Source organism: Lentzea flava (assembly GCF_014648475.1).
Lineage (GTDB): Bacteria > Actinomycetota > Actinomycetes > Mycobacteriales > Pseudonocardiaceae > Lentzea > Lentzea flava.
Genome location: NZ_BMRE01000086.1, coordinates 1 through 22,027 on the forward strand (window position 1 = coordinate 1; position 22,027 = coordinate 22,027).

Here is a 22,027-nt window from a genome sequence, read left to right on the forward strand (position 1 = left end):
CAACCGCTCCCCGAGAGTCGGAACTGGATTCCCAGTCCAACTTCCGGGGAGCGGTTCAGACGCCAGGTGAAGGAAGGGACCCTTCATGGACGGCGAGCTGCGCCCGTGCCGAGGTGATGAACGGAACCTTCATCCACCCCAGGTGCATGAAGGTTCCGTTCATCCACAACGTGGAGCATGCGCGCCGGGCGTGCTGAGGCGCGCTAGACCTCCCTGCCGAACTCGGCGTAGTAGGTGGTCTTGGTCTCCAAGGCCTGCAACGCGAGCGTCAGGCGGCGGTACAGCGACGGGTAGATCCGCGGCCGGGCCTCGTCGAGCGTCAGGTAGACCACGGCCTCCAGCTCGTCGTCGCAGGCCACGGCACCGTCGATGATCCCGCCGTCGAACACGAACTGGTGGCAGTCGCGCCACACCCCGTTGCGCGGCGTCCAGTCCACGACGAGCAGCGGTCCCAGCTCGACGTCGAGCCCGAGCTCCTCGCGGATCTCGCGGATCGTCGCCGCCTTGGGCGACTCGTCGGCGTCGGTCATGCCGCCGGGGATGTCCAGCACGGGCTTGTACGTCGGCACCACGAAGAGCACCCGTCCCGCGGAATCGCGGATCAGCGCTCCGCCGGCGGACGTCTTGGCCGGCCTCCTGCCGGCTATGCCCGGTTCGTACTCGACCTCGGCGGGTCCCTCGTCGAGGACGTCGGCGGCGAATGAGGCGGGGTCTCCCGCGTGCAGTGCGGACACGGGTCGATGATCACACCACAGGGTGAATCCCGCACCGGCCGTGCGGCGCTGAACACCTGATGGGCGGATGGGCGGGTGATGACGGAACGCAACCAAACGACCAGGGAGTACGCTTGGTGGTTGTAACTCCGTGCGATCAATCGCCGATGTCCACGACAACATCGGTGGAGGTGACGCCAATGGGGGCAACCGGTGCCGCCAAGCGCAGACGCGACGGTAGATCGGCCCCGTGGTCGGTGGTCGGACTGACGGTCGTGTTCGTCGTGGTGGCCCAGGTCCAGTTCGCCATCGCGATCGCGGAATCGGTCCTGTGGCCGGTCGTGATCGGGGTGCTGCTGCTGGGCGCGGCGGTGGCTTTCGTGAAGACGGCACGCAGGCTGCGTTGGGACGACAGCGACCCGTACGAGGCTCCTCCCGAGGTGGCCAAGCCGCTTCCTGCCGAGTACGAGCGCCACGTCGACGCCGACGGAAGCCTCGCTCGCGCCGTTGGCGACGTCGTCCACGCGTCCCGGCGCTGGCGGGCCTGACAGCTTCACAGAGCGGAGGCCGGGTCAGGCAGGGTGGCCCGGTCACTTCGCCGTGTCCGGGACAATGGCGCCATGCCGACGCTGGACCAGTGGCTCGAAGTGCGCGCCCACCTGCTGCGACACCGCCACGCGCTGGCCGTGAAGGCCGCAGGGGAGAACCCGGACGTGCCCAAGGTCGCGGGCACACCCCTGCTCACGTCTCCGCACTGGACGCCCGCCGCGCCGGTGCCGCTGGCGGACCTGTCGCTGGAGCTGCGCCCCTCACCCGAGCTGCCCGTTCTCGCCTCGGACCTGCTGCCCGACGGCTTCTCCAGCTACTCGGAGGCGATGGCCGCGCTGGCCGCGCCGACGGTGTTCTCCAACCGTGAGACCTACCGGCTGCTCGGCTTCACCGATCGGCACCTGACGTTCGGCCTCGGGTCGTACTTCGACGGCATCGACGTGGGCGAGGCCTGCGCGCACGAGTACGCGGCCCGCGAGCTCGGCCACACCGGCGCGTTGACGCTGCGCGCTCGGGTCGGCAACCCGTGCGACCCTTCGCGCAGGCCCACCAACATCGCCATCAGCACCCTCACGATCCGGCACGACCCGGCGACCGGCGACGCGACGTTCTTCCTGCACTGGCGCGACCCGAAGCGCGTCGGGCACGCGGGCGGCATGTACCAGGTGCTCCCGGTCGGCGTGTTCCAATCGGCCGGCGGCGACGACTTCTCGTTGTGGCACAGCATGATCCGCGAGTTCGCCGAGGAGCTGCTCGGCGCCGCGGAGGTGCACGCCGCCGATTACGAGACCTGGCCGTTCGCACGGGAGCTGACGTCGGCGGCGCGCGTGTCGTACTTGGGCATGGGCGTGGACCCGCTGACGTTCGCCACCGACATGCTCACCGTGGCGGTGATCGAGGCCGAGCGGTTCGACTCGTTGTTCGGCGATCTGGTGTCGCACAACGACGAAGGCCTTGTGCTGGAAGGACTTCCGTTCACCGAGGCGAACATCGAGCGCTTCGTCCACCACGAACCGACTCAGGCCGCGGGTGCGGCTTTGCTGTCGTTGGCGTGGGAGCACCGGGAAGCGCTCATCGGCTGAACGGGTTGGGCAGGTACGCCCAGGCCTTCGTCGCCGGATCGAGCCGCATCAACGTCAACGGCTTGGCGGGCAACGGATCGCGCAGCAACGCGGGCCGGTCCGGGGTGTCCGGGACCGCCTTCGCGACCGTCCGCCAGAGGTCTTCGTCCGGTGCGTCGAGCGCTGCGACAAGTCCTGTCATCGCGGTCGAGAAGAACGTCGCGAACGTCTTGGCGCGCAACGCCTCCTGGCTGGCGTGGAGGCGTTCGGGAAGATCCGCGCGGGGACTGACGCGGATGTCGGCCAGGTCGCGGTAGATCACCCGGGACGGCCTGCCGCCGACGAGCCCCACCAGCAGGTTCTGCTCGTGCGCTTCCAAGGCCACACCGCGGGCGAGCAACGTCATCAACGGCGGCACGGTCAGCTCGGTGAACTCACGGAGCCACTCGACCGGGTCGCCGAGCGCCCGGATCGGTGCAGGGCCGCCGTCGACGGGACGTGCGGTCAGCGCGGCCAGCGGCAGCAGGGTCTCGTTCGCGCGTGGCACGGGTTTGTCGCGCAGGATCACGCCGAGTGCGCGGTCCGGTTCGCCGTTCGCGAGCACCGCGGCCGACGCCAGGTTCGGCTGGAGTTCGATGCCTTCGACGACGCCGGCGAGGAAGTCCGACACCGTGGTGGCCGTGGCGATCGAGTTGCCGGAGATGTCCCGCACGGCCGAGGTGATCTGGGCGCTCAGCGTGGTTTTGACGTGCCAGTCGCCTGCCGACAGGGTGCGCAGGGCCATCAACGGGCTGGCGTCGAGCGTGCCCGCGCTGGAGACGCCCAGGCGGTCGGCCTGCCACGGGTGCACCGGGAGCAGGATCCCGCTGCCGTCCCGCAGTTCGTCCGGCCAGTCGCCGAACACGACGTGCTCCTTCGCCGGGTGCAGGCGCAGGGCGACCACCGGCCGGTGTTCCGGGCCGTACGCGAGGTGGTCGAGGGCGCTGAACCCGGTGCGGTTGCGGCAGCACGGGTGCAGCGGATGGCCGTCGACGACGCTCTGCTCGTGCTCCTCCAGCGTGCGGTCGAGGAATGCGGTGGTGAGCGGGCTCGTTGTGCGGGAGAGCGCCAGTCCGGCCACGCTGTGGGCGACCTCGGCGACGAGGTTCGCGGAGCCCGGCAGGCGCAGTGCGGTGAGGAGGTCGACCGGATGGCTGTACTCGTCCGTGCCGACGTGCGGCAACGGCTCGATCGCGAGGGCCCTGCGCAGGCGTGCGAGAACGGCCGCGCGGGCTCCTGGCAGTGCCGCGAGGAACCGCTCGGCCCGCTCGCCGGGAAGTGCGGCGGCGAATTCGGCCTCAACCGGGGTCTGGGTCAGAATGATCAGATCCTGACACATCGCCCCAGGGAAGCGGACACCGGTGGAATCGACCTCTGATCCCGACGGCATCACCTCGACCGCCCTGCTCAACTGCCTGCGGCGCGAGGTGGGTCAGGTGGCGGAGGACGGCACGATCCGCCTGCCGCGCACGGGCGTCCTGCTGCGCGCACGGCAAGGCCGCTGGCTGTCCGACCCCGAGGTGTTCACCGGTTCGTGGCATTCCGTGTCGTGGCACGAACTGGCCGTGCTGATCACCAAGGAGCTCGGCGACCCGCCAGTCGGCTTCCTCGACGAGATCGCGGGGTCCCACTCGGCCATCGCGGCGATGCTGGGCGCACGCCCCGCTCCGCCCGCCGACCTCTACCAGCGCTCCGAACAGGCGTTGATCGCCGGTCACCGCTACCACCCGGCGCCCAAGGGCCGCGGCGGCCTGCCCGCGGCGGAGTGGCTGCCGTACTCGCCGGAGGTGCACGCCCGCTTTTCGCTGGTGCACCTGGAAGGCGAGTTCGTCGACGACGGCGACGTCCCGTTGCCGCCAGGGGTGCTGCCCGCGCATCCGTGGCAGCTGTCGTTGCTGGGCAGGTCCGGCGCTGTCGCCGAGCACGAGGTCTGGCCGACGTCGTCGGTGCGCACGGTCTACGACCCGGCCGCCGACCTGTTCTACAAGTTCAGCCTCGACGTCCAGATCACCAACGACGTCCGCCGCCTGTGGGCTCACGACCTGCGCTGGATCCCGCCGCTCGCGCGCGTGCTGAGACCGGTGTTCGCCGACATCGCCTCGACCTACCCCGGCGCGGCCTTCCTCATCGACCGCGGGTACCGGACCTCGCCGGAGTGCTTCGAAGGTCTCGCGGTCGTGGTGCGCGACGGCGTGCGGCGGCACACGCTGCCCGGCGTGACCCCGTTGCTGGCGGCCGGAATCAGCGAGGGCTTCGACGGCAACCCGCTGGACGGCCTCGACCGGGACGGCGCCCTGCGGTGGTTCCGGCAGTACGTCTCGGTCGTCGTTCCCCCTGTGCTGCACGCGTTCTTCGCGCACGGCGTGGTGATGGAGTGCCACCTGCAGAACGTTCTGGTGGGTGTGGACGCGGCCGGGATGCCGGTGCAGGCGTTCTACCGCGACCACGAGGGAATGCGGTTGCTGCCAAGGCATGCCGCGCTGCTGTCCGAAGTGGATGGCGACGGCGGGTCGCGCGGCGTGTCCGAGGCGAAGGGCTGGGAGCGGCTGCAGTACTGCCTCGTCGCCAACCACCTGATGGAGATCGCGGGTGCGGTGCTGGCCCGGCACCCGGATCTCGACGTGTGGGCGGAGGCGCGAGCCGTTTTCGCCGCGTTCGGTTCGTTCCCGTTGCTGACGTCGTTGCTGGAGAGCCTGACCGTGCCCGCGAAGGCCAACCTGCTGCTGCGCTGGACGCGCGCGGAGGGTGCGGCGAGCCGGTACGTCGACGTGCCGAACCCGTTGTACCGGCTGACCTGACGGCCTGCTTCAGGCCAGGATTTCGCGCAGCGCGTCGGTAATGCCGCGTTCGTCGCCGGGGTCGAGCGCGGCGTAGATCAACGCCTGGACGGACATCACGAACAGGTCCTGGTCGTCCCGCCGGTCGTCCCCGGTGCCCGCGATGTGCTGCGCGAAGCCCGACGTCTGCGCCGACACCATGGAGCTGAGCTTCCTCGCGGTGATCCCCGGCCGGAACCGCGCGGCGAGCAGCCGCAGCCCTTCCTCGTACACCGGCTCCCACCGCGTGGAATACGCCTCAAGCAGTTCGCGGTACGCCTTCGTGGCGACGGCCCGCCATTTCGCGTCGATGGTCAGCGAGAGCTGGAACAACCAGTACCGGGCCAGCCGGATTCGCATCCGGAGGTCGTGCGTGGCGATTTTCGTGATGAGGTCGGTGAGATCGAGTTCGCCCTTGCTCACCCTGGGCAGCTCGGCGAGCACCCGCCGCGGCCCGTAGTCGAGGAAAAGCCCCCAGCGCGGCGCCGTGCAGGTGTACTTGATGAGGCACATGAAGAAGTTCGCCATGCCGCCGTTTCCCGGCCAGCGGTCCTTGAAGGCCCCCTCGCCCACGTGCACCGCGAACGGCAGGCCCGCGACGAGCGCGGCGGCCCGCCGCACGACGATGTCGCGGGTCAGCCGGGCACCCGCGAGCTCGTCCCGGCTGCGGTGGCTGCGCCCGGACAGCTGATCGTCGATCTCCTGCAGCCCGGCCTCGAGGAACGCCATCGTGGTGACGTAGGCGGAGCGGCGCGGATTGCGCGGATCCGCGAGACTCGGCCGGGAAATGTGCTCCCGGAACACCTCGGACCAGTCGACTTCGTCGTTGAAGTACACGGCACCCCCTGGAGATCACCTCATTCCAGCACGCACCCGGCACCCCGGCAACGTCCTCCCGTGTCCTCCTGAACAGGAGGATGACGAACCGCTCCGCCGCCGACATCGTGTAATCACCGGGGAATCGGGAGGAAATCCGATGCGAATCGTGGTGGAGACATCGTTGTTGTCCATGCGCGTGGCCGAGGTGCTGGTGGTGCTGCTGACCGCCGTCGTGTGCGGGGTCCGCCGGCGCAAGCCTCCTGGGAGGTGAGGTCGGGAACCGGTACCTCAAGCGTTGCCTAATTCTGGTGTGCTCGCCGTCACACAGTCCCTAACCTCGATTCATGAGGTTGCTGCTGTGGTTCACGCTGGCGTGCATCTGCGCGCTCAGCGGAGACCACGCGCTCGCGGTCGTCACGGGGATGCTCCTCGTCGCCTGTGCGACCGATCGCGCTCGTCACTGAGAGTTTCGGTACGGCGAGTCCAGCCGCCGCGCAGCCTGGCGCTGAGCGGTCGTGCCCCCAGATCGGCGCTGATGGCGCAGGAACGCTGATGGCGCAGGAACGCTGACGGCGTGGTCGAGCACGTCGATCTCCAGGCCGGTGCCGAGCGAGCCCAGCACCTCCAGAGCGGAGCCGACGACCTCGGGACCGATGCCGTCGCCGGGAATCACGGTGATGGAGTCCAACTGCGCCACCTCGCGTGCGGGGGTCCGCCGGAACCTCCGCCCGGCGCACGGCCGGGCTAGGACGCCGCGGTGGCGCGGTGTCCGCTTCTCTCGCAGATCATTCGCACGCCCGTCTGATCAGAACCCGAACCGATGAGTTCGGGTGTCCGCCGGGATCAAGCGGGGTGAACGGCCGCGCCGCGGCCCGAGCACAGGAGCTTCGAGTGAATCCCCGAGAGATCGTTCAACGGTATTACGAGGCGTGGGCAGGCCACGCCGGTGACATGACGGGTGTGGCGCTGGCCGAGGACTTCACGTTCCGCGGCCCGGTGGCGAGTTTCGACAGCGCGGACGGGTTCCGTGCGATGGCGAAGCAGGCCGGTGCCGCCGTGCGCGAGTTCACCGTGCGGCGGCAGTTCAGCGACGGCGACGTCGTGTGTTCGATCATCGACTGGCGGATGGGACCGGTCGCAGAGCTGATGACCGCGGCCGAACTGCTGACCGTGCGCGACGGTGAGATCGTGTCCGGCGAGCTGATCTACGACCCGCGCGCCCTGCTGCGCGCAGGTGATCTCGTGGATCTGGTCGAACGCGGCTACGACGCCGCGGTCCGGCTGCTCGCGCGCGTGGAGTCGTTCGAGGCGCCGAGCCCCTGTGCGGGATGGACGGTGCGGCAGGTCGCCAACCACCTCGTGGGCGGCCTGGTGCTGCTCACCCGGATCGCCGAGGGCGAAACCGTGCCGCAGCACGAGTTCAACGCCCAGGCCACGGCGGACACGGACAACCTCGGCGACGACCCGGCGGCGGCGCTGAGGACCGTGGCGGACAGGTCGCTCGCGGCGCTGCGCGCGCCGGGAACGCTGGACCGGACGTTCCCGTTCATGGGCGGTACCGAGCTCCCCGGTGTCGCGCTGGCCAACATCTGCCTGCTCGAGTCGGTCGTGCACGGCTGGGACATCGCCCGCGGTGCCGGACTCGGCTTCGAGGTCGACGAGGACCTGGTCGCGGCCACGCGGGAGTTCGCGCAGGTGACGGTGACCGACGAGAGCCGCAGCGCCGGGCGGTTCGGCCCGGCCGTCGCGGCGCCGCCGGACGCGTCCGCGTTCGCCTCGCTACTCGGGCATCTGGGGCGGAGTGCCGGGTAGGCCGAAGTAGCGGAAGATCTCCGGGTCCGGGAACCCGGTGATCGTGGCGACCTGCCCGTCGGCGACGGTGAGCACCATGATCCCGTAGCCGCGGCACACGCCGTCGTCGGTGGGCAGGTACGCGGCGAGCGCCGGATGGCCGTTCGCCCGCGTCTCGACGAGCTGGACGAGGTCGAGCTTCCCGCCGGCGGGCACCGTGGCGAAGAAGTCCGCGATCGCCTGCCTGCCGAGGAAGACCGCGTGCTCCGGGGGCATGTTCAGGATCGCGTCCTCGCGCAGCACCGCGGCCAGTGCCGGGATGTCGCAGCGCCGCCACGCGTGCAGGAACCGGTCGAGGACCTCGCGTTCCTGGTCGCTCAGCGGTGCCGCCCTGCGCACGTGATCGCTCTGCAGGGTGGCGCGGGCGCGTTGCAGGGCGCTGTTGACACCCGCCACGGTGGTGTCGAGCAGGTCGGCGACCTCGGCGCTGCTCCAGACGAGCACGTCGCGCAGGATCAGCACAGCGCGTTGCGTGGCGGGCAGGCGTTGCAGGGCGGTGATGAACGCCAGCGCGACGGTTTCGTGCTGCTCGACCACGGCTGCCGGATCCGGCAGTGCCGCGTCGGGATAGGGCTGCAGGTGGGTGACCTCACCGGTGAGGACCGGCTGGCGCCCTCGCCGGTGCAGCGCCTTCAGGCACGTGGTGGTCGAGATCCGGTAGAGCCAGTGCAGCAGGGGAGCGCGGCCGGCGAACGTGCCGAACGACTGCCAGGCGCGCAGCAACGTGTCCTGCAGCGCCTCGTCGGCGTCGGCGTACGAGCCGAGCATCCGGTAGCAGTGCAGGTGCAGAGCGCGCAGGTGCGGCGTGACCAGCTCGCCGAACGCGTCGTGGTCGCCTGCTCTGGCGGCGTCGAGCAGATCGCTCATGTGGCCACCGTAGACGGCAGGTCCGACAATTTTCGGGCCTGGACGTCGAGAACCGGGTGACCGCTCCGACCAGTGGCGTGCACCCGCACCGGGTGCCGGCGAAGGGAGCGACGTGAAGTACATGATCATGATGTTCGGCGGGCTCGGAGCCGCGCTGGAGAACCGGACGCCCGACTGGATCACGGGCATGCAGGAGCACATGATGAAGCTCGACCAGGAGCTGCGGGACTCCGGCGAGCTCGTGGCCAGCAGCAAGCTCGTCGACCCGAGCCAGGCGAAGACCGTGCGCTTCCAGAACGGCGCGCCGGTGCCGACCGACGGTCCGTTCGCGGAGATCAAGGAATCGCTGGCCGGCTACTGGATCATCGACGCCACCGAGGAACGCGCGCTGGAGGTCGCGGCGCGGGTGGTCGAGTACACCGAGTTCCCGATGGAAGTCCGGCAGGTCATGCACCTGTGAGCACCGACGGCCGCTGGGAGGACCTGCTGCGCGTGCTCGCGCCGCAGGTCCTCGCCACGCTCGTGCACCGGTACGCGCGGTTCGACGTGTGCGAGGACGCCGTGCAGGAGGCCCTGGCGGACGCTTCGCGACAGTGGCCGGTCGAAGGCGTTCCGGACAACCCGCGGGCGTGGCTGGTGACCGCGGCGAGCCGGTCGCTCGTGGACGCGTGGCGCAGCGACAGCGCCCGGCGCCGCCGTGAGGTGATGGTCGCGGCGCTGGACACGTCCGCGGAGGTGTCCGGCCACGACGACACCCTCGTGCTGCTCTTCCTGTGCTGCCATCCGGATCTGACGCCGCCTTCGCAGCTGGCGCTGACCCTGCGCGCGGTGGGCGGGTTGACGACCGCGGAGATCGCGGCCGCGTTCCTGGTGCCCGAGACCACCATGGCGCAGCGCATCAGCCGGGCCAAGCAACGAATCCGCGGTGCGCGGTTCGCGTTGCCGTCGGCGCAGGAGAGGCCCGAACGCCTGAACGTCGTGCTGCACGTGCTGTACCTGATGTTCACCGAAGGCCACACCGCCAGCAGCGGACCGGACCTGGGTCGCGCCGACCTGACCGCCGAGGCGATCCGGCTGACCCGCCTGCTGCACCGGTTGCTGCCCGGCGAGTGCGAAGTCGCGGGCCTGCTGGCGTTGATGCTTCTCACCGACGCACGCCGAGCGGCGCGGACGGACGAGGCCGGAGCGATCGTGCCGCTCGCCGAGCAACGCAGGAACCGGTGGGACGCCACGATGATCGCCGAAGGCGTGGCGCTGGTGGAGAGGACCCTCGGCACCGGCCCGATCGGCCCGTACCAGCTGCAGGCCGCCATCGCCGCCGTGCACGACGAAGCGGCCACCGCGCAGGAAACCGATTGGCCGCAGATCCTGGCGTTGTACGACGTCCTCGCCCAGATCGCGCCGGGTCCCGTGGTGACGCTCAGCCGCGCGGTGGCCGTCGCCGAAGTGCACGGCCCACGGGCCGGGCTCGCCGTGCTCGGCACTCTCGACGGGGACGACCGGATGGCGCACAACCACCGGCTCGAAGCGGTCCGGGCGCATCTGCTCGAACGAGCGGGAGACGTCATCGCGGCCGGTCAGGCGTACTCACGTGCGGCGAGGATGACCGCCAGCCTCCCCGAACAGCGTTATCTCACGTTGCGTGCGGCGCGCATTTTGAACGGGTAAGCGGTTCGTAACAACTCCTCGCGTGATCATGCGGCAGGATCGGCCCATGTTCGGATTCCGTGTCGCGGCCGGGTCACTCGTCCTGCTCGCAGCTCTGACCGCCTGTGGTGGTCAGGCGAGTTCCCCCGCCCCCACGCCGCAGACCCCGTCGTCGACGAGCACCGCCACGCCTCCGCCGAGCGGCACGTCCGCCGCCGCGGTGCCCCAGCAGCTCGAGTTCACCGCGAAAACGGTGGACGGCAAGGACTTCAGGGGTGCGGAGCTGGCGGGCAAGCCGGCCGTGCTGTGGTTCTGGGCGCCGTGGTGCCCGAAGTGCCAGCGCGAGGCGCCGGGGATGGCGGCGGCCGCGAAGGAACACGGCGCGAAGGTGACGTTCCTGGGCGTCGCGGCGCTGGACCAGGTGCCCGCGATGCAGCAGTTCGTGCAGAAGTACGGCCTGCAGTCGTTCCAGCACCTGGCCGACGTGGACAGCGCGGTGTGGAAGCGGTTCGGCGTGACCGCTCAGCCCGCCTACGCGTTCATCGACGCCGCAGGCCAGGTCGAGGTCGTGACCACCCAGCTGTCCGAGCAGGACCTGAAGCAGCGGCTGAGCAAGCTGGCATGACGCAGACGCTGCTGGTGGCCCTGGTGGCCGGCATGGTCGCCACGGTCAACCCGTGCGGGTTCGCGATGCTGCCCGCCTACCTGGCCCTGGTCGTGACCGGCGCCGGCGAGCAGTCCCGAGCACGGCTGCTGACCCGTGCCGCGGTGTCCAGCGCGATGATGACGCTCGGCTTCGTCACCGTGTTCGGCTTGTTCGGCCTGGTGTTCTCGGTGGTCGCGTCGTCGGTGCAGCGCTACCTGCCGTTCGTGACCGTGGTGATCGGCCTCGCCCTCGTCGTGCTCGGCGTGCTGTTGCTGGCGGGCAAGGAGATCACGCTGCTGGTGCCCAAACCGTCCAGGGGCGCGCCGAACCGGCACGTCGGATCGATGTTCGGCTACGGCATGGCCTACGCGATCGCATCGCTGTCGTGCACCATCGGCCCGTTCCTGGCGGTGGCCGGATCGACGCTGCGCAGCGGCGACGTGGTGGAGGGCGTCGCGGCGTTCCTCGCCTACGCGGCGGGCATGGGCCTGGTGGTGACGGTGCTCGCGATCGGCACCGCACTGGCGAGCGACGTGGTGACGCGACGGGCCCGCTCGTTGCTGCCGCACGTGTCCCGGCTCGGCGGCGTGCTGCTGGTCCTGGTGGGGGCGTACGTGACCTACTACGGCATCTACGAACTGCGGTTGTTCTTCGGCGGTGCCGATCCCGCGGACCCGGTGGTCGACGCGGCGGGAAAGGTGCAGGGGCTGCTCGTCGACTGGTTCAGCGCGATCGGGCCGGTGCCGTTCGTCGTCGCGTTGGCCGTGCTGGTGGCAGGCGGTGTTCTGCTGGTCCGGCGGCGCGGCCGGGTGCGCTGATCCGCGGTTGCCGTTGCGGACACTCCACAATGGACGCCACGCGGCCGGCGCCGTGAAGATCGCCTCAGCCCAGCGCAATTTCTCCTTGGTGTGGAATGTTTTCGTTCCTCTCACCCGATGCTCCGCAGGCCTCTAGGCTCGGGTTCCGCCTTGTGCGCAACCCCGTTCTTCGAGGGGTGCGGATCCTTTCGGCCCGAGGGGGAATGTGAAACCGGACGAGGACTACGAGGCCGTTCTCACCGAGCGCCAGACCCTCCTGGCCCAGGTCCGGGCCGGAACGTGGAGACCGGCAGACGACGCCGGCAGCCAGGAGGTGACAGGGGCTTCCGGTGACGGCGCGGTGCGCGTGGTGATGCGCGATCGTCGAATCGTCTCGGTCGTCGTCAGCCCCGCGGTGGCGGCGAAGTCCCGCCGCGAGGTCGCGGACCTGCTCCTGGAGGCGATCAATCCCGCGGTGCGGCAGTCGCTGGCACTGTCTCCGAGGGCTGGTGATCCGGGGCCGGACCTCGAGGCCGTCGGCACAGGACTGACGGAGGCCGCGCAGGCAGGCGGGCAGGCGCTGCGCCGGATCCAGGACGCGGTGGAGCAGTCGATGGCCAAGCTGGCGGGCAAGGTCCAGGTCCGCGGTGACGCGTCACCTCAGTACGTCGACTTCCTGTTCGACGAGGCGCTGGAGGTGGTGCGGTCCATGCGGGCCGCGCTCGGCAGCGACACCTCGGCACCGGTCACCGGTGAGGGGCGGGACGAGGCGAACGAGATCGTCGTCGCCGTGTGCCAGGGCGAGCTGAGCCAGGTGACGCTGAGCAGTTCCGCGTTGCAGATGTCGCCGGGTGAGTTCGGCCGGGCTGTCGGGCAGGCGGTCAACGAAGCGCTGACGGACTGGGAGCGGCGCAGCGCGGAGGCGAACCGGCAGCCGCGGGACACGGAGGCGCTGCGGGAGCTGGCTGAGCGGGCCGGTGCCGTGCGGCGGCAGAGCATGGAGCACTTACACACCTACACGAACAGCATGACGGCGATCATGCGCAACGTGGACGAGTAGCAGGGGGCTGCACGGTGTCAGGGGGATTCAGCGTTCATCCGGAGGAAGTGGGCGGAGCGGCCAAGAACCTGCAGGGGGCGGGGCAGTCGCTCGCCACCGCGGTCGCCCAGTTCCAGTCGCAGGTCGCGGCCCTCGGTGACGCGTTCGGCGACGACGACCTCGGCTCGGTCCTCGGGATGATCTACCAGGTCGCCTCCGAGGCGGCGTTCGAGAGCTTCCAGGACAACGCGGACGGCCTGCAGGAGATCGGCCACACACTGCAGGAGATGGCCGACCACTACGCCGAGATCGAGTCGGCGAGCCAGGAGTCCTTCCGGCAGGTGCTGGGAGGTCTGTCATGACGAGCGGGGTCATGTTGCCGCTCGAGCTGGCCGGACTGCTCAACACGCTCGGTTTCAACTGGCCGCTCAGCGACGAGGGCAAGCTCTTCGACCTCGGTGGCCAGTGGTCGGAGTTCGCCGACCGGCTCGGACCCGCCGCCGCGGAGGCGGACGGTCACGCCCAGCGGGTGCTCGGCAACAACTCCGGTGCGGCGATGGAGAAGTTCGGGGCGTTCTGGTCCGACGGCGAGGCGCCGAAGCAGAACCTCGACGACGGCGCGACGGCCTCCACGCTGATCGGGACCGGTCTCTACGTGTGCGCCGGTGTGGTCGTGGCGTTGAAGATCGCCGTGGTGGTGCAGCTGGCGATGCTCGCCGTGGAGATCGCTCAGGCCATCGCCACGGCCGTGCCGACGGCGGGTGCCTCCCTGCTGGAGATCCCGATCTTCAAGAAGATCACCGACATGCTGCTGGACCAGGCGCTGGACCTGGCGATCAACTCGGTGCTGAATGGCTAGGCGCGGGGGCGGCAAGGCGGCCAAGGCCGGCGCCGGCATCCTGAAGCCCGCCCTGACGAGGCTGCGCAAGACGAAGCGGCCCGCCGGTGCCGCCGCGAAGTCGGCGGCGAAGAAGACCCCCAAACCCAAGCCGGTGCCCGGCGCGTGGGTCAACAAGCTCAGCGCCAAGGACAAGGCGAGCTACAACAACCTCAAGAACGCGGTGAACGCGTCCTCCAACCGCTCGGCGGCCCAGATCCGCGCCGGGCTCTCGCCCGCCCAGCTCTCCAGGGGCAAACAGGAACCCTGGCTGCGCTCGAGGTTCGTGGGCTCGGAAATCGAAAAGGACGTCGCCCGCCGCGTGCGCTCCGATACGAACATCGCCCACCTGGGGACGAGCCAGCCCGGCAAGGCGGTTCCGGACTTCAAGATCGGCGGGCGGCACAACGTGGACGTCACCGGCGGCAGCGCGACATCGATGCGCACGCACATGAACCGGCCGTACTACAGTCACCCGGACCAGGTGTTGACATATCCGTCGGTGCCCAAATCCAAGCTAGATGCCATCTTCCGGTAGGAATCGATGCGAAACCACGTCAAGGAAGAATTCGAGTACCGCAAGATCATCGAGTCGTCGGCGGAGATCGCGGACCTCGACTTCGAGCGGTGCTCGTTCGTCGGCGGAGTGATCATGCAGCCGTCCGACGACCCGGCCTACGGGCTGGTGGTCCGCAACGTCGCCCTGCGCAAGTGCAAGGCGGGCAACGTCGAGCTGTACGGCGTCCGGTTCGAGGACGTCACGGTCGACACCCTGAACCACCCCAAGCTCATCGAACTGGAAGCCTGCGTCTGCACGCACGTCGTTCTCCGCGGCAAGGTCGGCGCCGTCCGCTTCCGTCCGGCGATCGAGGACGGTTCACGCGCGGTGCTGGCCCCGGCGGCCGCGAAACTGTACGAAGGCGTCGACTGGGCGCTGGACATCACCGAGGCCGAGTTCAGCGACGTCGAGATCTGGGACGTTCCCGGACATCTGGTGAAACGCGACCCGGAAACCCAGTTCCTCGTTCACCGTTCCGCCGCGGCGGCCGCGGACGTCGACTCGCTGTCCGTTTACGCGCAGATCTACGTCGAACGCGCCGCAGAAGCCCCGTACGAGACGAGCGTGGTGGTCGCACCGAAGCGGTCCAAAACCTTCCAGGAGCAGCTCGACGCATTTCACGAGCTGCGCGACCTGGGCATCGCCGAATGATCCACGTGAGTAGGCTTTTGCCCATGTCCGCCCCGCGCCACACAGGAGCCCGATGATCACCGATGTGTTCAGCGCCGGACCCGAGACGCTGCCCGGCTACCGTGCGGCGGGCTTCCCAGACCCGACGACCTTCGGCTACCGCACCGTACGAGCCAGGGGACTGGACCCGGTAGCACTCGCGTCACTGGACGTGCTGCTCTCCGGCGTCCCCTTCGAGACGGCCCTGGACACCGCGAGCACGTCTCCCTCGGACAACCCGAACCTGTACGAGGCCCCGGTGATCACCACCCTCAGCGAGCGAGTCGTGCGGTTCCTGCCGTCGATCGACGAGCGCAGCATCGACCAGCTGGCCGCGGACTGGCAGGGCTCCCCGGAACTGACCGGCCGCGACCCCGCCGCGCTGAGCTCCTGGCTGCGCCAGGTCGCCGACCTGTGCCGCACCACCGTGCCGGCCGGAAACCTCCTGTTCGTCTGGAACTGTCTATGAACATCACCGCGCGCCAGTTCGAAGCCGCTCAGCGCCACCGCTGGCTGCAGGCCGCCTACTACCACTACGACGTGGTCGAAACCACGCTCGAGAACCCGGCGATCGCCGGCGACCCCAACATCAGCACCCCCGGCTCCGGTGACGCGGTCCCGCTGGACTACCCGGACGCGCTCGTGGGCGGCACCAACCCGGTCTACGTGGTACCGGAAACCGAGACCAGCGAACGAGCCCACCTCAGCCGGCCGGGCGTGACCGACCCCGACCAGCTGATCACCTACGCCCCGGCCACCGACGAGCTCCTGGCGGAAATCTTCCAGTAGGGACTAGCCGGTTGCCCGGCGTTCGAGGAAGACGGTGTCGCGCCACACGCCGTGGTGCCGGGCGATGCGTTCGCGCACGCCGAGAGTGCGGAAGCCCGCGGAGTGGTGCAGCGCGAGGCTCACCCGGTTCTCGGGGAAGATCGAGGTTTGCAACGTCCACAGGCCTGCGGCGTCGGCCTCGGTGACCAGCTTGTGCAGCAAGGCTTTGCCGACGCCCCGGCCGCGGAAGTCCGCGGCGACGTACACGGAGTGCTCGGCGACACCCGCGTAGCAGTCCCGTGTGGACACCGGTGAGGCCGCGGCCCAGCCCGCCACCACGCCGTCGATCTCGGCGATCCAGCGGTGGTCGCGCAGCCACCTGGCGTCGAGCGCTCTGCGTTGCGGGACTTCGGTTTCGAACGTCGCGTCGCCGGTGGCGATGCCCTCGGCGTAGATGCGGCGCACGGCGGTCCAGTCCTCTTCGCGCATCGCTCGGACGGTGACGTCGAGCGGCAGGTTCTCCGGGCAGCACGGGCGGGGTGCGAGCACGCCCATGACGACGTCGGCGGCGTGGGGCAGGCCTGTGCAGCACGACGGGTTCACGCTGACGTGGGTGGCCGTGCCTTCCTTGTGCACCCGCACGAAGCCGACGTCGGCCAGCTTGCGCACGTGGTGCGAACAGGTGGATTGGCTGATGCCCAGCAGGTCGGTCAGCTCGCCCACGGTCATCGTGCGGCCCGAGGTGGCGACGGCGTGCAGCAGCCGCACGCGCGTCGGCTCGGCGAGGCACGCGAACCACTCGGCGTAGGTCGCGGCGTCGTCGGCAGGCAGCACGGCCGGGGAGGCCGCTGTGGTCGTCATGGGCTGAAGTATCGACGCAAATCGATGGTTGCGTCAATCGATCCCGGTCGATACAGTCCCTGACGTTGATTCGAAAAACTTCGATACAAGGGGTGTGCGGTGAGCGAGCTGCCTGTCGTCGTGGTGGGTGCCGGACCTGCGGGTTTGTCCGCGGCGGCGCATCTGGTCGAACGGGGCGAGCAGGTGCTCGTGCTGGAGGCGGGCGACCGGGCCGGCGCGGCCGTGTCGCAGTGGAACCACGTCCGGTTGTTCTCGCGCTGGAGCGAACTCGTCGACCCGGCGGCCGAGCGGCTGCTGGCCGCAACCGGGTGGCCGCGCCCGGACGGCGACCTCTACCCGACCGGCGCGGAGTGGGCGGACCTCTACCTCACGCCGCTGGCCGGGGCGCTCGGCGACAGGGTGCGGTTCGGGGCGCGCGTGGTCGGCGTCGCGCGGCGCGGCCGAGACCGCGTCGTCGACGCGGGCCGTGAGGACGAGCCGCTGACCGTCCACCTGCAGAACGGGGAACGGATCACCGCCCGCGCGGTGATCGACGCCTCCGGCACGTGGGGATCACCCAACCCGCTCGGTGGCGACGGGCTGCCCGCGGCGGGGGAGAAGGCCGCGTCAGCGCAGATCAGCTACCGGGTGCCGGACCTGGCGACCGAGCGCGCTCGCTACGCGGGCAAGCGGATCGCGGTCGCGGGCAGCGGACACTCGGCGCTCACCGCACTGGTCGCGCTCGCGGACCTGGCCGAGCAGGAGCCGGACACGAAGATCATGTGGCTGCTGCGGCGCGGTGCCGTCGGCAACGTCTTCGGCGGCGGTGAGGCCGACCAGCTGCCCGCACGCGGCGCGCTGGGGCTGCGGGCCAAGAAGGCGGCCGAAGCCGGCCACATCGAGACCGTGACCGGCTTCCGCACCGCCGCGGTCGACCGCGGCGACGACGGCACGCTCACGCTGGAGTCGTTCGACGGCCACCGCGTCGAAGGCATCGACGAAGTCGTTGTGCTGACCGGATTCCGGCCGGACCTGTCGTGGCTCTCGGAGATCCGCCTCGACCTGGACCCGGTGCTGCAGGCCCCGGCGAAGCTCGCGCCGTTGATCGACCCGAACGTCCACTCCTGCGGCACCGTCTACCCGCACGGTGAGAACGAGCTGCGCCACCCCGAGCCGGGCGTCTACCTGGTGGGCATGAAGAGCTACGGCCGCGCGCCGACGTTCCTCGCGCTCACCGGCTACGAGCAGGTCCGCTCCGTCGTGGCCGCCATCGCCGGTGATCACGAGTCGGCCGGCCGGGTGGAACTCGTGCTGCCCGAGACCGGAGTCTGCGGCGGCGCGGGCGTGTTCGACGTCCCCGAGGAGCAGAAGAACACCGGTGGCTGCTGCGGCGGCGCACCGGAGACGGTCGACGTCAGCCGAGCAGTTCGGTGACCAGGCCGCGGACCCGGCGGTCGATCTCGTCGCGGATCGGCCGCACGGCGTCGACGCCCTGGCCGGCCGGGTCGTCGAGCTGCCAGTCCAGGTACCGCTTGCCGGGGAACACCGGGCAGGTGTCGCCGCAGCCCATCGTGATCACGACGTCGGACGCTTCGACGTCCTCGGTCGTGAGCTTCGACGGCACCTCGGCGGTGATGTCGAGACCCCACTCGGCCAGCGCCTCGGCGGCAGCGGGATTCACCTTCTCCGCGGGCGCCGACCCCGCTGAACGCACGGCGATGCGGCCCATGCCGTAGTGCTGCAACAGTGCCGCGGCCATCTGGGAGCGGCCGGCGTTGTGCACGCAGACGAACAGCACCTCGGGGGTCTTGGACACGGCGGTTCTCCTCGGATCGAAGTTCGTCGATGCAGATCACACCCTCTGTATCGACTTTTGTCAATCCAAGCGGCTAGGGTGATCGCCATGACGAGCCCGGACCAGACGCTGCTCGACTCGGCGACCGCCGCCCGCCTGTTCAAGGCCCTCGGCGATCCGATCCGCGTCGAGCTGGTCGGCCTGGTGCGGCGCACCGAGGGGCAGGAAGCGTGTTTCTGCGACCTCGCCGACCAGTTCGACATGCCGCAGTCCTCGCTGAGTCACCACCTCAAGATCCTCGTCAAGGCCGGCGTGCTCAGCCGCGAACGCCGCGGCACCTGGAGCTGGTACCGCATCGACAACGCCGCCATCGACGCCCTGGCCGCGGTGCTGGCGCCGGGCGGACCGCTGCGCGACACCAGCGCCTGCTGCGACTGACCTGACCACCCCCAGGAGAACCCGTTGAGCACCACCGAAACCGCGGCACCGGACGTGCTGCACCGACTGTCCTTTCTGGATAGACTGCTGCCGGTGTGGATCGGTGCGGCCATGGTCGCCGGACTGCTGCTCGGCCGGTTCGTGCCCGGTCTGCAGGCCGTGCTGGACGCGGTGAAGATCGGCGAGGTGTCGCTGCCGATCGCGGTCGGCCTGCTGCTGATGATGTACCCAGTGCTCGCGAAGGTCCGCTACGACAAGCTCGACACCGTCACCCGCGACCGCCGCACGATGCTGCTCTCGTTGGCGCTCAACTGGATCCTCGGCCCGGCGTTGATGTTCGCGCTGGCCTGGATCTTCCTGGCCGACCTGCCCGAGTACCGCACCGGCCTGATCATCGTCGGCCTCGCCCGCTGCATCGCCATGGTCATCATCTGGAACGACCTCGCCTGCGGCGACCGCGAGGCCGCCGCGGTGCTCGTCGCACTGAACTCGCTGTTCCAGGTCCTGATGTTCGGTGTGCTCGGCTGGTTCTACCTCGACCTGCTGCCCGGCTGGCTCGGCCTGGACACCGCCTCCGCCGGCTTCTCCGCGTGGGAGATCGCCAAGTCCGTGCTGATCTTCCTCGGCATCCCGCTGCTGGCCGGCTACCTCAGCCGCACACTGGGCGAGCGGTCGCGCGGCCGGGACTGGTACGAGTCGAAGTTCCTGCCCCGCGTGGGCCCGATCGCCTTGTACGGCTTGCTGTTCACGATCGTCATCCTGTTCGCGCTGCAGGGCGGGACCATCACCAACCGGCCGCTCGACGTCGCCCGCATCGCCCTGCCGTTGCTGGTCTACTTCGCCATCACGTGGGCGGGCTCCTACGCACTCGGCAAAGCGTCCGGACTCTCCTACGAGCGCACGACCACGCTGGCGTTCACCGCGTCGGGCAACAACTTCGAGCTCGCCATCGCCGTCGCGATCGGCGTCTTCGGCGTGACCTCCGGCCAGGCGCTCGCAGGCGTGGTCGGACCGCTGATCGAAGTGCCGGTGCTCGTCGCACTCGTCTACGTCAGCCTCTGGCTCCGGCGTCGCTGGGCAGCCGGTGCTCAGCTCTGACGTCGTCGTGGTCGGCGGCGGCCAGGCAGGGCTGGCCGCCGCCTTCTACCTGCGCCGCGCCGGAATCGACCACGTGGTGCTCGACGCGCAACCAGTGCCGGGCGGGGCGTGGCCCCTCACGTGGAACTCCCTGCGCCTGTTCTCCGTCGCCCGCCACAGCTCGCTGCCCGGCCGGCCCATGCCGTCCTTTCCGGACGGCTACCCGACCGCGCAACACGTGGTCGACTACCTCACCGCCTACGAGAAGCGCTACGACATCCCCGTCCAACGCCCCGTCCAGGTGCAGTCGGTGACCCGCGACGGCGCCCGCCTGCTGGTGCACACCGACTCCGGAACATGGACGGCGCGACACGTCATCAGCGCGACCGGAACCTGGTGGCGCCCCTTCCGGCTGTTGCTGGACCTGCCGGCCCGCCAGCTGCACACGGTCGACTACCGCGAGCCGCTCGACTTCGCCGGCCAGAAGGTCGTCGTGGTCGGCGGCGGCAACTCAGGGGCCCAGATCGCCGCAGACCTGGTGCCCCACACCGAACTGACCTGGATGACCCGGCGCCCACCGCGCTACCTGCCGGACGAGATCGACGGCAAAGCCCTGTTCGACATCGCCACCCGGCACGGCAGCGTCAGCGAACTCGGCGACATCGTGGCCGTCCCACCCGTCCGCGAAGCCCGCGACAACGGCCTGCTGGTCGCCACCCCGATGGATGCCGAAGCCCTGTCCGACGCAGACGCCGTGCTGTGGTGCACCGGCTTCCGTCCAGCTCTGAGCCACCTGGCCCCGCTGCGACTCCGCAACACCGAAGGCCATGTCGCCGTCAACGGCACCACAGCCGTGGACGAGCCGCGCGTGCACCTGCTCGGCTACGGCGGCTGGACCGGCCCGGCATCCGCGACCCTCATCGGCGTAGGCCCAACCGCGAAAGCGACCGTCGCGAAGATCGCCGCGTCGATCAGGCCGTAACCGCACGCCGTTCGCCCACACTGCTCAACATCGCGGCCATCCGCTCAGCCGCCTCCGGACGCACCCAGTAGTACACCCACGTCCCCCGCCGCTCGCAGTCGACCAAACCCGCCTGCCGCAGCAGCTTCAAGTGATGCGAGATCGTCGGCTGCGACAGCTCGAACGCGGGCGTCAACTCGCAGACGCAGACCTCACCCTCGGCCCGCGAAGCGATCATCGACAGCAGCCGCAACCGCACCGGGTCCCCGAGCGCCTTGAACATCGCCGACAGCTCGGCCGCCTGCTCCGCGCCCAACGGCTCCTCGGACAGCGGCTCGCAGCAGCCCGGCTCTTGCTTCGACATACTTCAATATTGACGACACCTCAGGCTCCGCGCAACACACAGGTGGAGGCAGCTGCAGCGTGAACCCCCACATCACTCCACAATGGACTCGATCATCCTCGTGGAGGTCTTGTGAAGGTTTCACCCCGATCACCCTCACCGATGGCATCCTCGGTCACATGAGACATGGGGGCAAGTTTCTTGCTGCAACGGCCGTTCTGGCCGGCCTGGTCGCGAGCGGCCCGGCCGTGCAGGCGTCAGAGGATCCCGGCTGCGCCGCGGGAGTGCGGTTCACCTCGAACTACACCGAGGCGGCGTCGGGGTTGCGCGTGATGTCCGTCGAGGTCGCCAACTGCGGCGCGGAAGCGTTGCGCCTCAACGGGTACCCGCAGGTGAGCCTGTTCGACGAGGACCGGCAGCCGCTGGACGTCGCGATCCTCGAAGGCACCGGCGGCATCACCGTCCTCGACGGTTTCAACGACCCGCCACAGCCGATCACCGTGCAGCCGGGAGAAACTGCCGGCAGCGCGTTCGTGTGGCGGAACACGAACACGTCACTGGAACCGCCGCAGGTCGCCGAGCACGTCGAACTGGCAACAGCTCCAGGCGCCGTTCAGCAGCCGCTGATCGCCGTGCCGCCGCAGCGGAGCATCCACATCGACCTCGGCAGCACGGGACGGATGGGCGTTCGCGCCTGGTACCGCTAGTGTCCTGAGTTCTTAGTTCGTGTGCAGTAGCGGGCGATGGAGTGGAGGGTCTTGGCGGCGGTCTTGGTCCAGGCGTAGGGCCGTGGTTCGTCGTTGGGGTTTCTTGGTCGTCGGCTCGGAGAACCAGCGTTCGACGAGGTTGAGCCAGG

At 69.7% G+C, this 22,027-nt stretch carries 28 protein-coding genes; 20 read left to right on the plus strand and 8 right to left on the minus strand.

Features of this window, described 5'->3' with window-relative positions; translation table 11 throughout:
* Positions 1-203 precede the first annotated feature (203 nt).
* Positions 204-734 (minus strand): NUDIX domain-containing protein, encoded by a 531-nt coding sequence (locus tag IEZ09_RS43305; protein ID WP_229813459.1) that lies wholly within the window; start codon positions 732-734, stop codon positions 204-206.
* A 179-nt stretch (positions 735-913) separates the two neighbouring features.
* On the opposite strand from IEZ09_RS43305, the gene IEZ09_RS43310 reads away from it, so the two are divergent.
* On the plus strand, positions 914-1,261 hold the full coding sequence (locus IEZ09_RS43310; protein ID WP_189259695.1) for a hypothetical protein: 348 nt from the start codon (positions 914-916) through the stop codon (positions 1,259-1,261).
* A 72-nt stretch (positions 1,262-1,333) separates the two neighbouring features.
* Complete coding sequence (locus tag IEZ09_RS43315) at positions 1,334-2,344, plus strand: transcriptional regulator (protein ID WP_189259696.1); 1,011 nt, start codon at positions 1,334-1,336, stop codon at positions 2,342-2,344.
* Here the strand turns inward: IEZ09_RS43315 and IEZ09_RS43320 are convergent.
* Positions 2,334-3,701 (minus strand): IucA/IucC family protein, encoded by a 1,368-nt coding sequence (locus IEZ09_RS43320; RefSeq protein WP_189259697.1) that lies wholly within the window; start codon positions 3,699-3,701, stop codon positions 2,334-2,336. The genes IEZ09_RS43315 and IEZ09_RS43320 overlap by 11 nt on opposite strands.
* Positions 3,702-3,723: 22 nt before the next feature.
* On the opposite strand from IEZ09_RS43320, the gene IEZ09_RS43325 reads away from it, so the two are divergent.
* Positions 3,724-5,160, plus strand: coding sequence for an IucA/IucC family protein (locus tag IEZ09_RS43325; protein ID WP_189259698.1), 1,437 nt, complete (start codon positions 3,724-3,726; stop codon positions 5,158-5,160).
* 9 nt (positions 5,161-5,169) lie between these two features.
* Here IEZ09_RS43325 and IEZ09_RS43330 read toward each other — a convergent pair whose 3' ends face one another.
* Both IEZ09_RS43330 and IEZ09_RS43335 read right to left on the minus strand, forming a co-directional pair.
* Complete coding sequence (locus IEZ09_RS43330) at positions 5,170-6,015, minus strand: hypothetical protein (protein ID WP_189259699.1); 846 nt, start codon at positions 6,013-6,015, stop codon at positions 5,170-5,172.
* 439 nt (positions 6,016-6,454) lie between these two features.
* On the minus strand, positions 6,455-6,685 hold the full coding sequence (locus IEZ09_RS43335; RefSeq protein WP_189259700.1) for an isocitrate/isopropylmalate family dehydrogenase: 231 nt from the start codon (positions 6,683-6,685) through the stop codon (positions 6,455-6,457).
* Positions 6,686-6,888: 203 nt separating this feature from the next.
* Between IEZ09_RS43335 and IEZ09_RS43340 the strand changes: the two genes are divergently transcribed.
* Entirely contained in the window at positions 6,889-7,809 is a 921-nt protein-coding gene (locus tag IEZ09_RS43340; protein WP_189259701.1) for a TIGR03086 family metal-binding protein, read from the plus strand.
* On the opposite strand, the gene IEZ09_RS43345 is transcribed toward IEZ09_RS43340, so the two are convergent.
* Complete coding sequence (locus IEZ09_RS43345; protein WP_189259702.1) at positions 7,777-8,715, minus strand: RNA polymerase subunit sigma-70; 939 nt, start codon at positions 8,713-8,715, stop codon at positions 7,777-7,779. The genes IEZ09_RS43340 and IEZ09_RS43345 overlap by 33 nt on opposite strands.
* Positions 8,716-8,836: 121 nt before the next feature.
* Between IEZ09_RS43345 and IEZ09_RS43350 the strand changes: the two genes are divergently transcribed.
* From IEZ09_RS43350 to IEZ09_RS43400, 11 genes are all read left to right on the plus strand, one after another.
* Positions 8,837-9,175 carry a YciI family protein gene (locus IEZ09_RS43350; protein ID WP_229813460.1) on the plus strand — a complete coding sequence of 113 codons (339 nt, stop codon included), beginning with the start codon at positions 8,837-8,839 and terminating at the stop codon, positions 9,173-9,175.
* Positions 9,172-10,383 (plus strand): RNA polymerase sigma factor, encoded by a 1,212-nt coding sequence (locus tag IEZ09_RS43355; RefSeq protein WP_189259704.1) that lies wholly within the window; start codon positions 9,172-9,174, stop codon positions 10,381-10,383. The genes IEZ09_RS43350 and IEZ09_RS43355 overlap by 4 nt, the downstream gene beginning before the upstream one ends.
* Positions 10,384-10,429: 46 nt before the next feature.
* Positions 10,430-10,987 carry a redoxin domain-containing protein gene (locus IEZ09_RS43360; protein ID WP_189259705.1) on the plus strand — a complete coding sequence of 186 codons (558 nt, stop codon included), beginning with the start codon at positions 10,430-10,432 and terminating at the stop codon, positions 10,985-10,987.
* Entirely contained in the window at positions 10,984-11,826 is an 843-nt protein-coding gene (locus IEZ09_RS43365) for a cytochrome c biogenesis CcdA family protein (protein WP_189259706.1), read from the plus strand. Before IEZ09_RS43360 ends, IEZ09_RS43365 begins: the two co-directional genes overlap by 4 nt.
* Positions 11,827-12,031: 205 nt before the next feature.
* Entirely contained in the window at positions 12,032-12,865 is an 834-nt protein-coding gene (locus IEZ09_RS43370; protein ID WP_189259707.1) for a YbaB/EbfC family nucleoid-associated protein, read from the plus strand.
* Positions 12,866-12,879: 14 nt separating this feature from the next.
* On the plus strand, positions 12,880-13,206 hold the full coding sequence (locus tag IEZ09_RS43375) for a WXG100 family type VII secretion target (RefSeq protein ID WP_189259708.1): 327 nt from the start codon (positions 12,880-12,882) through the stop codon (positions 13,204-13,206).
* On the plus strand, positions 13,203-13,703 hold the full coding sequence (locus IEZ09_RS43380; RefSeq protein WP_189259709.1) for a WXG100-like domain-containing protein: 501 nt from the start codon (positions 13,203-13,205) through the stop codon (positions 13,701-13,703). The genes IEZ09_RS43375 and IEZ09_RS43380 overlap by 4 nt, the downstream gene beginning before the upstream one ends.
* On the plus strand, positions 13,696-14,259 hold the full coding sequence (locus IEZ09_RS43385; protein ID WP_189259710.1) for a hypothetical protein: 564 nt from the start codon (positions 13,696-13,698) through the stop codon (positions 14,257-14,259). The genes IEZ09_RS43380 and IEZ09_RS43385 overlap by 8 nt, the downstream gene beginning before the upstream one ends.
* Before the next feature lie 6 nt (positions 14,260-14,265).
* Positions 14,266-14,931, plus strand: coding sequence for a hypothetical protein (locus IEZ09_RS43390; RefSeq protein ID WP_189259711.1), 666 nt, complete (start codon positions 14,266-14,268; stop codon positions 14,929-14,931).
* Between the two features lie 52 nt (positions 14,932-14,983).
* Positions 14,984-15,418, plus strand: a complete 435-nt coding sequence (locus IEZ09_RS43395) for a hypothetical protein (RefSeq protein ID WP_189259712.1) — start codon at positions 14,984-14,986, stop codon at positions 15,416-15,418.
* Complete coding sequence (locus IEZ09_RS43400; RefSeq protein WP_189259713.1) at positions 15,415-15,738, plus strand: hypothetical protein; 324 nt, start codon at positions 15,415-15,417, stop codon at positions 15,736-15,738. The genes IEZ09_RS43395 and IEZ09_RS43400 overlap by 4 nt, the downstream gene beginning before the upstream one ends.
* Before the next feature lie 3 nt (positions 15,739-15,741).
* On the opposite strand, the gene IEZ09_RS43405 is transcribed toward IEZ09_RS43400, so the two are convergent.
* Complete coding sequence (locus IEZ09_RS43405) at positions 15,742-16,578, minus strand: helix-turn-helix domain-containing GNAT family N-acetyltransferase (RefSeq protein WP_189259714.1); 837 nt, start codon at positions 16,576-16,578, stop codon at positions 15,742-15,744.
* 99 nt (positions 16,579-16,677) lie between these two features.
* Between IEZ09_RS43405 and IEZ09_RS43410 the strand changes: the two genes are divergently transcribed.
* Positions 16,678-17,991, plus strand: coding sequence for an FAD-dependent oxidoreductase (locus IEZ09_RS43410; RefSeq protein WP_189259715.1), 1,314 nt, complete (start codon positions 16,678-16,680; stop codon positions 17,989-17,991).
* Here IEZ09_RS43410 and IEZ09_RS43415 read toward each other — a convergent pair.
* Positions 17,972-18,373, minus strand: coding sequence for an arsenate-mycothiol transferase ArsC (locus IEZ09_RS43415; RefSeq protein WP_189259716.1), 402 nt, complete (start codon positions 18,371-18,373; stop codon positions 17,972-17,974). The two genes, IEZ09_RS43410 and IEZ09_RS43415, sit on opposite strands and share 20 nt — an antisense overlap.
* An 87-nt stretch (positions 18,374-18,460) precedes the next feature.
* Between IEZ09_RS43415 and IEZ09_RS43420 the strand changes: the two genes are divergently transcribed.
* The 3 genes from IEZ09_RS43420 to IEZ09_RS43430 are packed head-to-tail and all read left to right on the plus strand — an operon-like array spanning position 18,461 to position 20,849.
* The gene (locus tag IEZ09_RS43420; protein WP_189259717.1) at positions 18,461-18,790 is read left to right on the plus strand and encodes an ArsR/SmtB family transcription factor; all 330 of its coding nucleotides are present in this window, start codon (positions 18,461-18,463) and stop codon (positions 18,788-18,790) included.
* A 24-nt stretch (positions 18,791-18,814) separates the two neighbouring features.
* Positions 18,815-19,888 (plus strand): ACR3 family arsenite efflux transporter, encoded by a 1,074-nt coding sequence (arsB, locus tag IEZ09_RS43425; protein WP_301326535.1) that lies wholly within the window; start codon positions 18,815-18,817, stop codon positions 19,886-19,888.
* Entirely contained in the window at positions 19,875-20,849 is a 975-nt protein-coding gene (locus IEZ09_RS43430) for an ArsO family NAD(P)H-dependent flavin-containing monooxygenase (protein WP_189259718.1), read from the plus strand. Before arsB ends, IEZ09_RS43430 begins: the two co-directional genes overlap by 14 nt.
* Here IEZ09_RS43430 and IEZ09_RS43435 read toward each other — a convergent pair.
* Entirely contained in the window at positions 20,839-21,192 is a 354-nt protein-coding gene (locus IEZ09_RS43435) for an ArsR/SmtB family transcription factor (RefSeq protein ID WP_189259719.1), read from the minus strand. The genes IEZ09_RS43430 and IEZ09_RS43435 overlap by 11 nt on opposite strands.
* Positions 21,193-21,350: 158 nt before the next feature.
* On the opposite strand from IEZ09_RS43435, the gene IEZ09_RS43440 reads away from it, so the two are divergent.
* Entirely contained in the window at positions 21,351-21,878 is a 528-nt protein-coding gene (locus tag IEZ09_RS43440) for a DUF4232 domain-containing protein (protein WP_189259720.1), read from the plus strand.
* Positions 21,879-22,027 lie beyond the last annotated feature (149 nt).

What these genes read in the sequence shown, in the direction of transcription:
- IEZ09_RS43395 (WP_189259712.1), top strand. Translation starts at nt 14,984, where the DNA reads ATGATCACCGATGTGTTCAGCGCCGGACCCGAGACGCTGCCCGGCTAC.
- IEZ09_RS43435 (WP_189259719.1), bottom strand. Translation starts at nt 21,192, where the DNA reads ATGTCGAAGCAAGAGCCGGGCTGCTGCGAGCCGCTGTCCGAGGAGCCG.
- IEZ09_RS43345 (WP_189259702.1), bottom strand. Translation starts at nt 8,715, where the DNA reads ATGAGCGATCTGCTCGACGCCGCCAGAGCAGGCGACCACGACGCGTTC.
- IEZ09_RS43440 (WP_189259720.1), top strand. Translation starts at nt 21,351, where the DNA reads ATGAGACATGGGGGCAAGTTTCTTGCTGCAACGGCCGTTCTGGCCGGC.
- IEZ09_RS43365 (WP_189259706.1), top strand. Translation starts at nt 10,984, where the DNA reads ATGACGCAGACGCTGCTGGTGGCCCTGGTGGCCGGCATGGTCGCCACG.
- IEZ09_RS43380 (WP_189259709.1), top strand. Translation starts at nt 13,203, where the DNA reads ATGACGAGCGGGGTCATGTTGCCGCTCGAGCTGGCCGGACTGCTCAAC.
- IEZ09_RS43320 (WP_189259697.1), bottom strand. Translation starts at nt 3,701, where the DNA reads ATGTGTCAGGATCTGATCATTCTGACCCAGACCCCGGTTGAGGCCGAA.
- IEZ09_RS43420 (WP_189259717.1), top strand. Translation starts at nt 18,461, where the DNA reads ATGACGAGCCCGGACCAGACGCTGCTCGACTCGGCGACCGCCGCCCGC.
- IEZ09_RS43390 (WP_189259711.1), top strand. Translation starts at nt 14,266, where the DNA reads ATGCGAAACCACGTCAAGGAAGAATTCGAGTACCGCAAGATCATCGAG.
- IEZ09_RS43310 (WP_189259695.1), top strand. Translation starts at nt 914, where the DNA reads ATGGGGGCAACCGGTGCCGCCAAGCGCAGACGCGACGGTAGATCGGCC.
- IEZ09_RS43405 (WP_189259714.1), bottom strand. Translation starts at nt 16,578, where the DNA reads ATGACGACCACAGCGGCCTCCCCGGCCGTGCTGCCTGCCGACGACGCC.
- IEZ09_RS43385 (WP_189259710.1), top strand. Translation starts at nt 13,696, where the DNA reads ATGGCTAGGCGCGGGGGCGGCAAGGCGGCCAAGGCCGGCGCCGGCATC.
- IEZ09_RS43400 (WP_189259713.1), top strand. Translation starts at nt 15,415, where the DNA reads ATGAACATCACCGCGCGCCAGTTCGAAGCCGCTCAGCGCCACCGCTGG.
- IEZ09_RS43350 (WP_229813460.1), top strand. Translation starts at nt 8,837, where the DNA reads ATGATCATGATGTTCGGCGGGCTCGGAGCCGCGCTGGAGAACCGGACG.
- IEZ09_RS43315 (WP_189259696.1), top strand. Translation starts at nt 1,334, where the DNA reads ATGCCGACGCTGGACCAGTGGCTCGAAGTGCGCGCCCACCTGCTGCGA.
- IEZ09_RS43360 (WP_189259705.1), top strand. Translation starts at nt 10,430, where the DNA reads ATGTTCGGATTCCGTGTCGCGGCCGGGTCACTCGTCCTGCTCGCAGCT.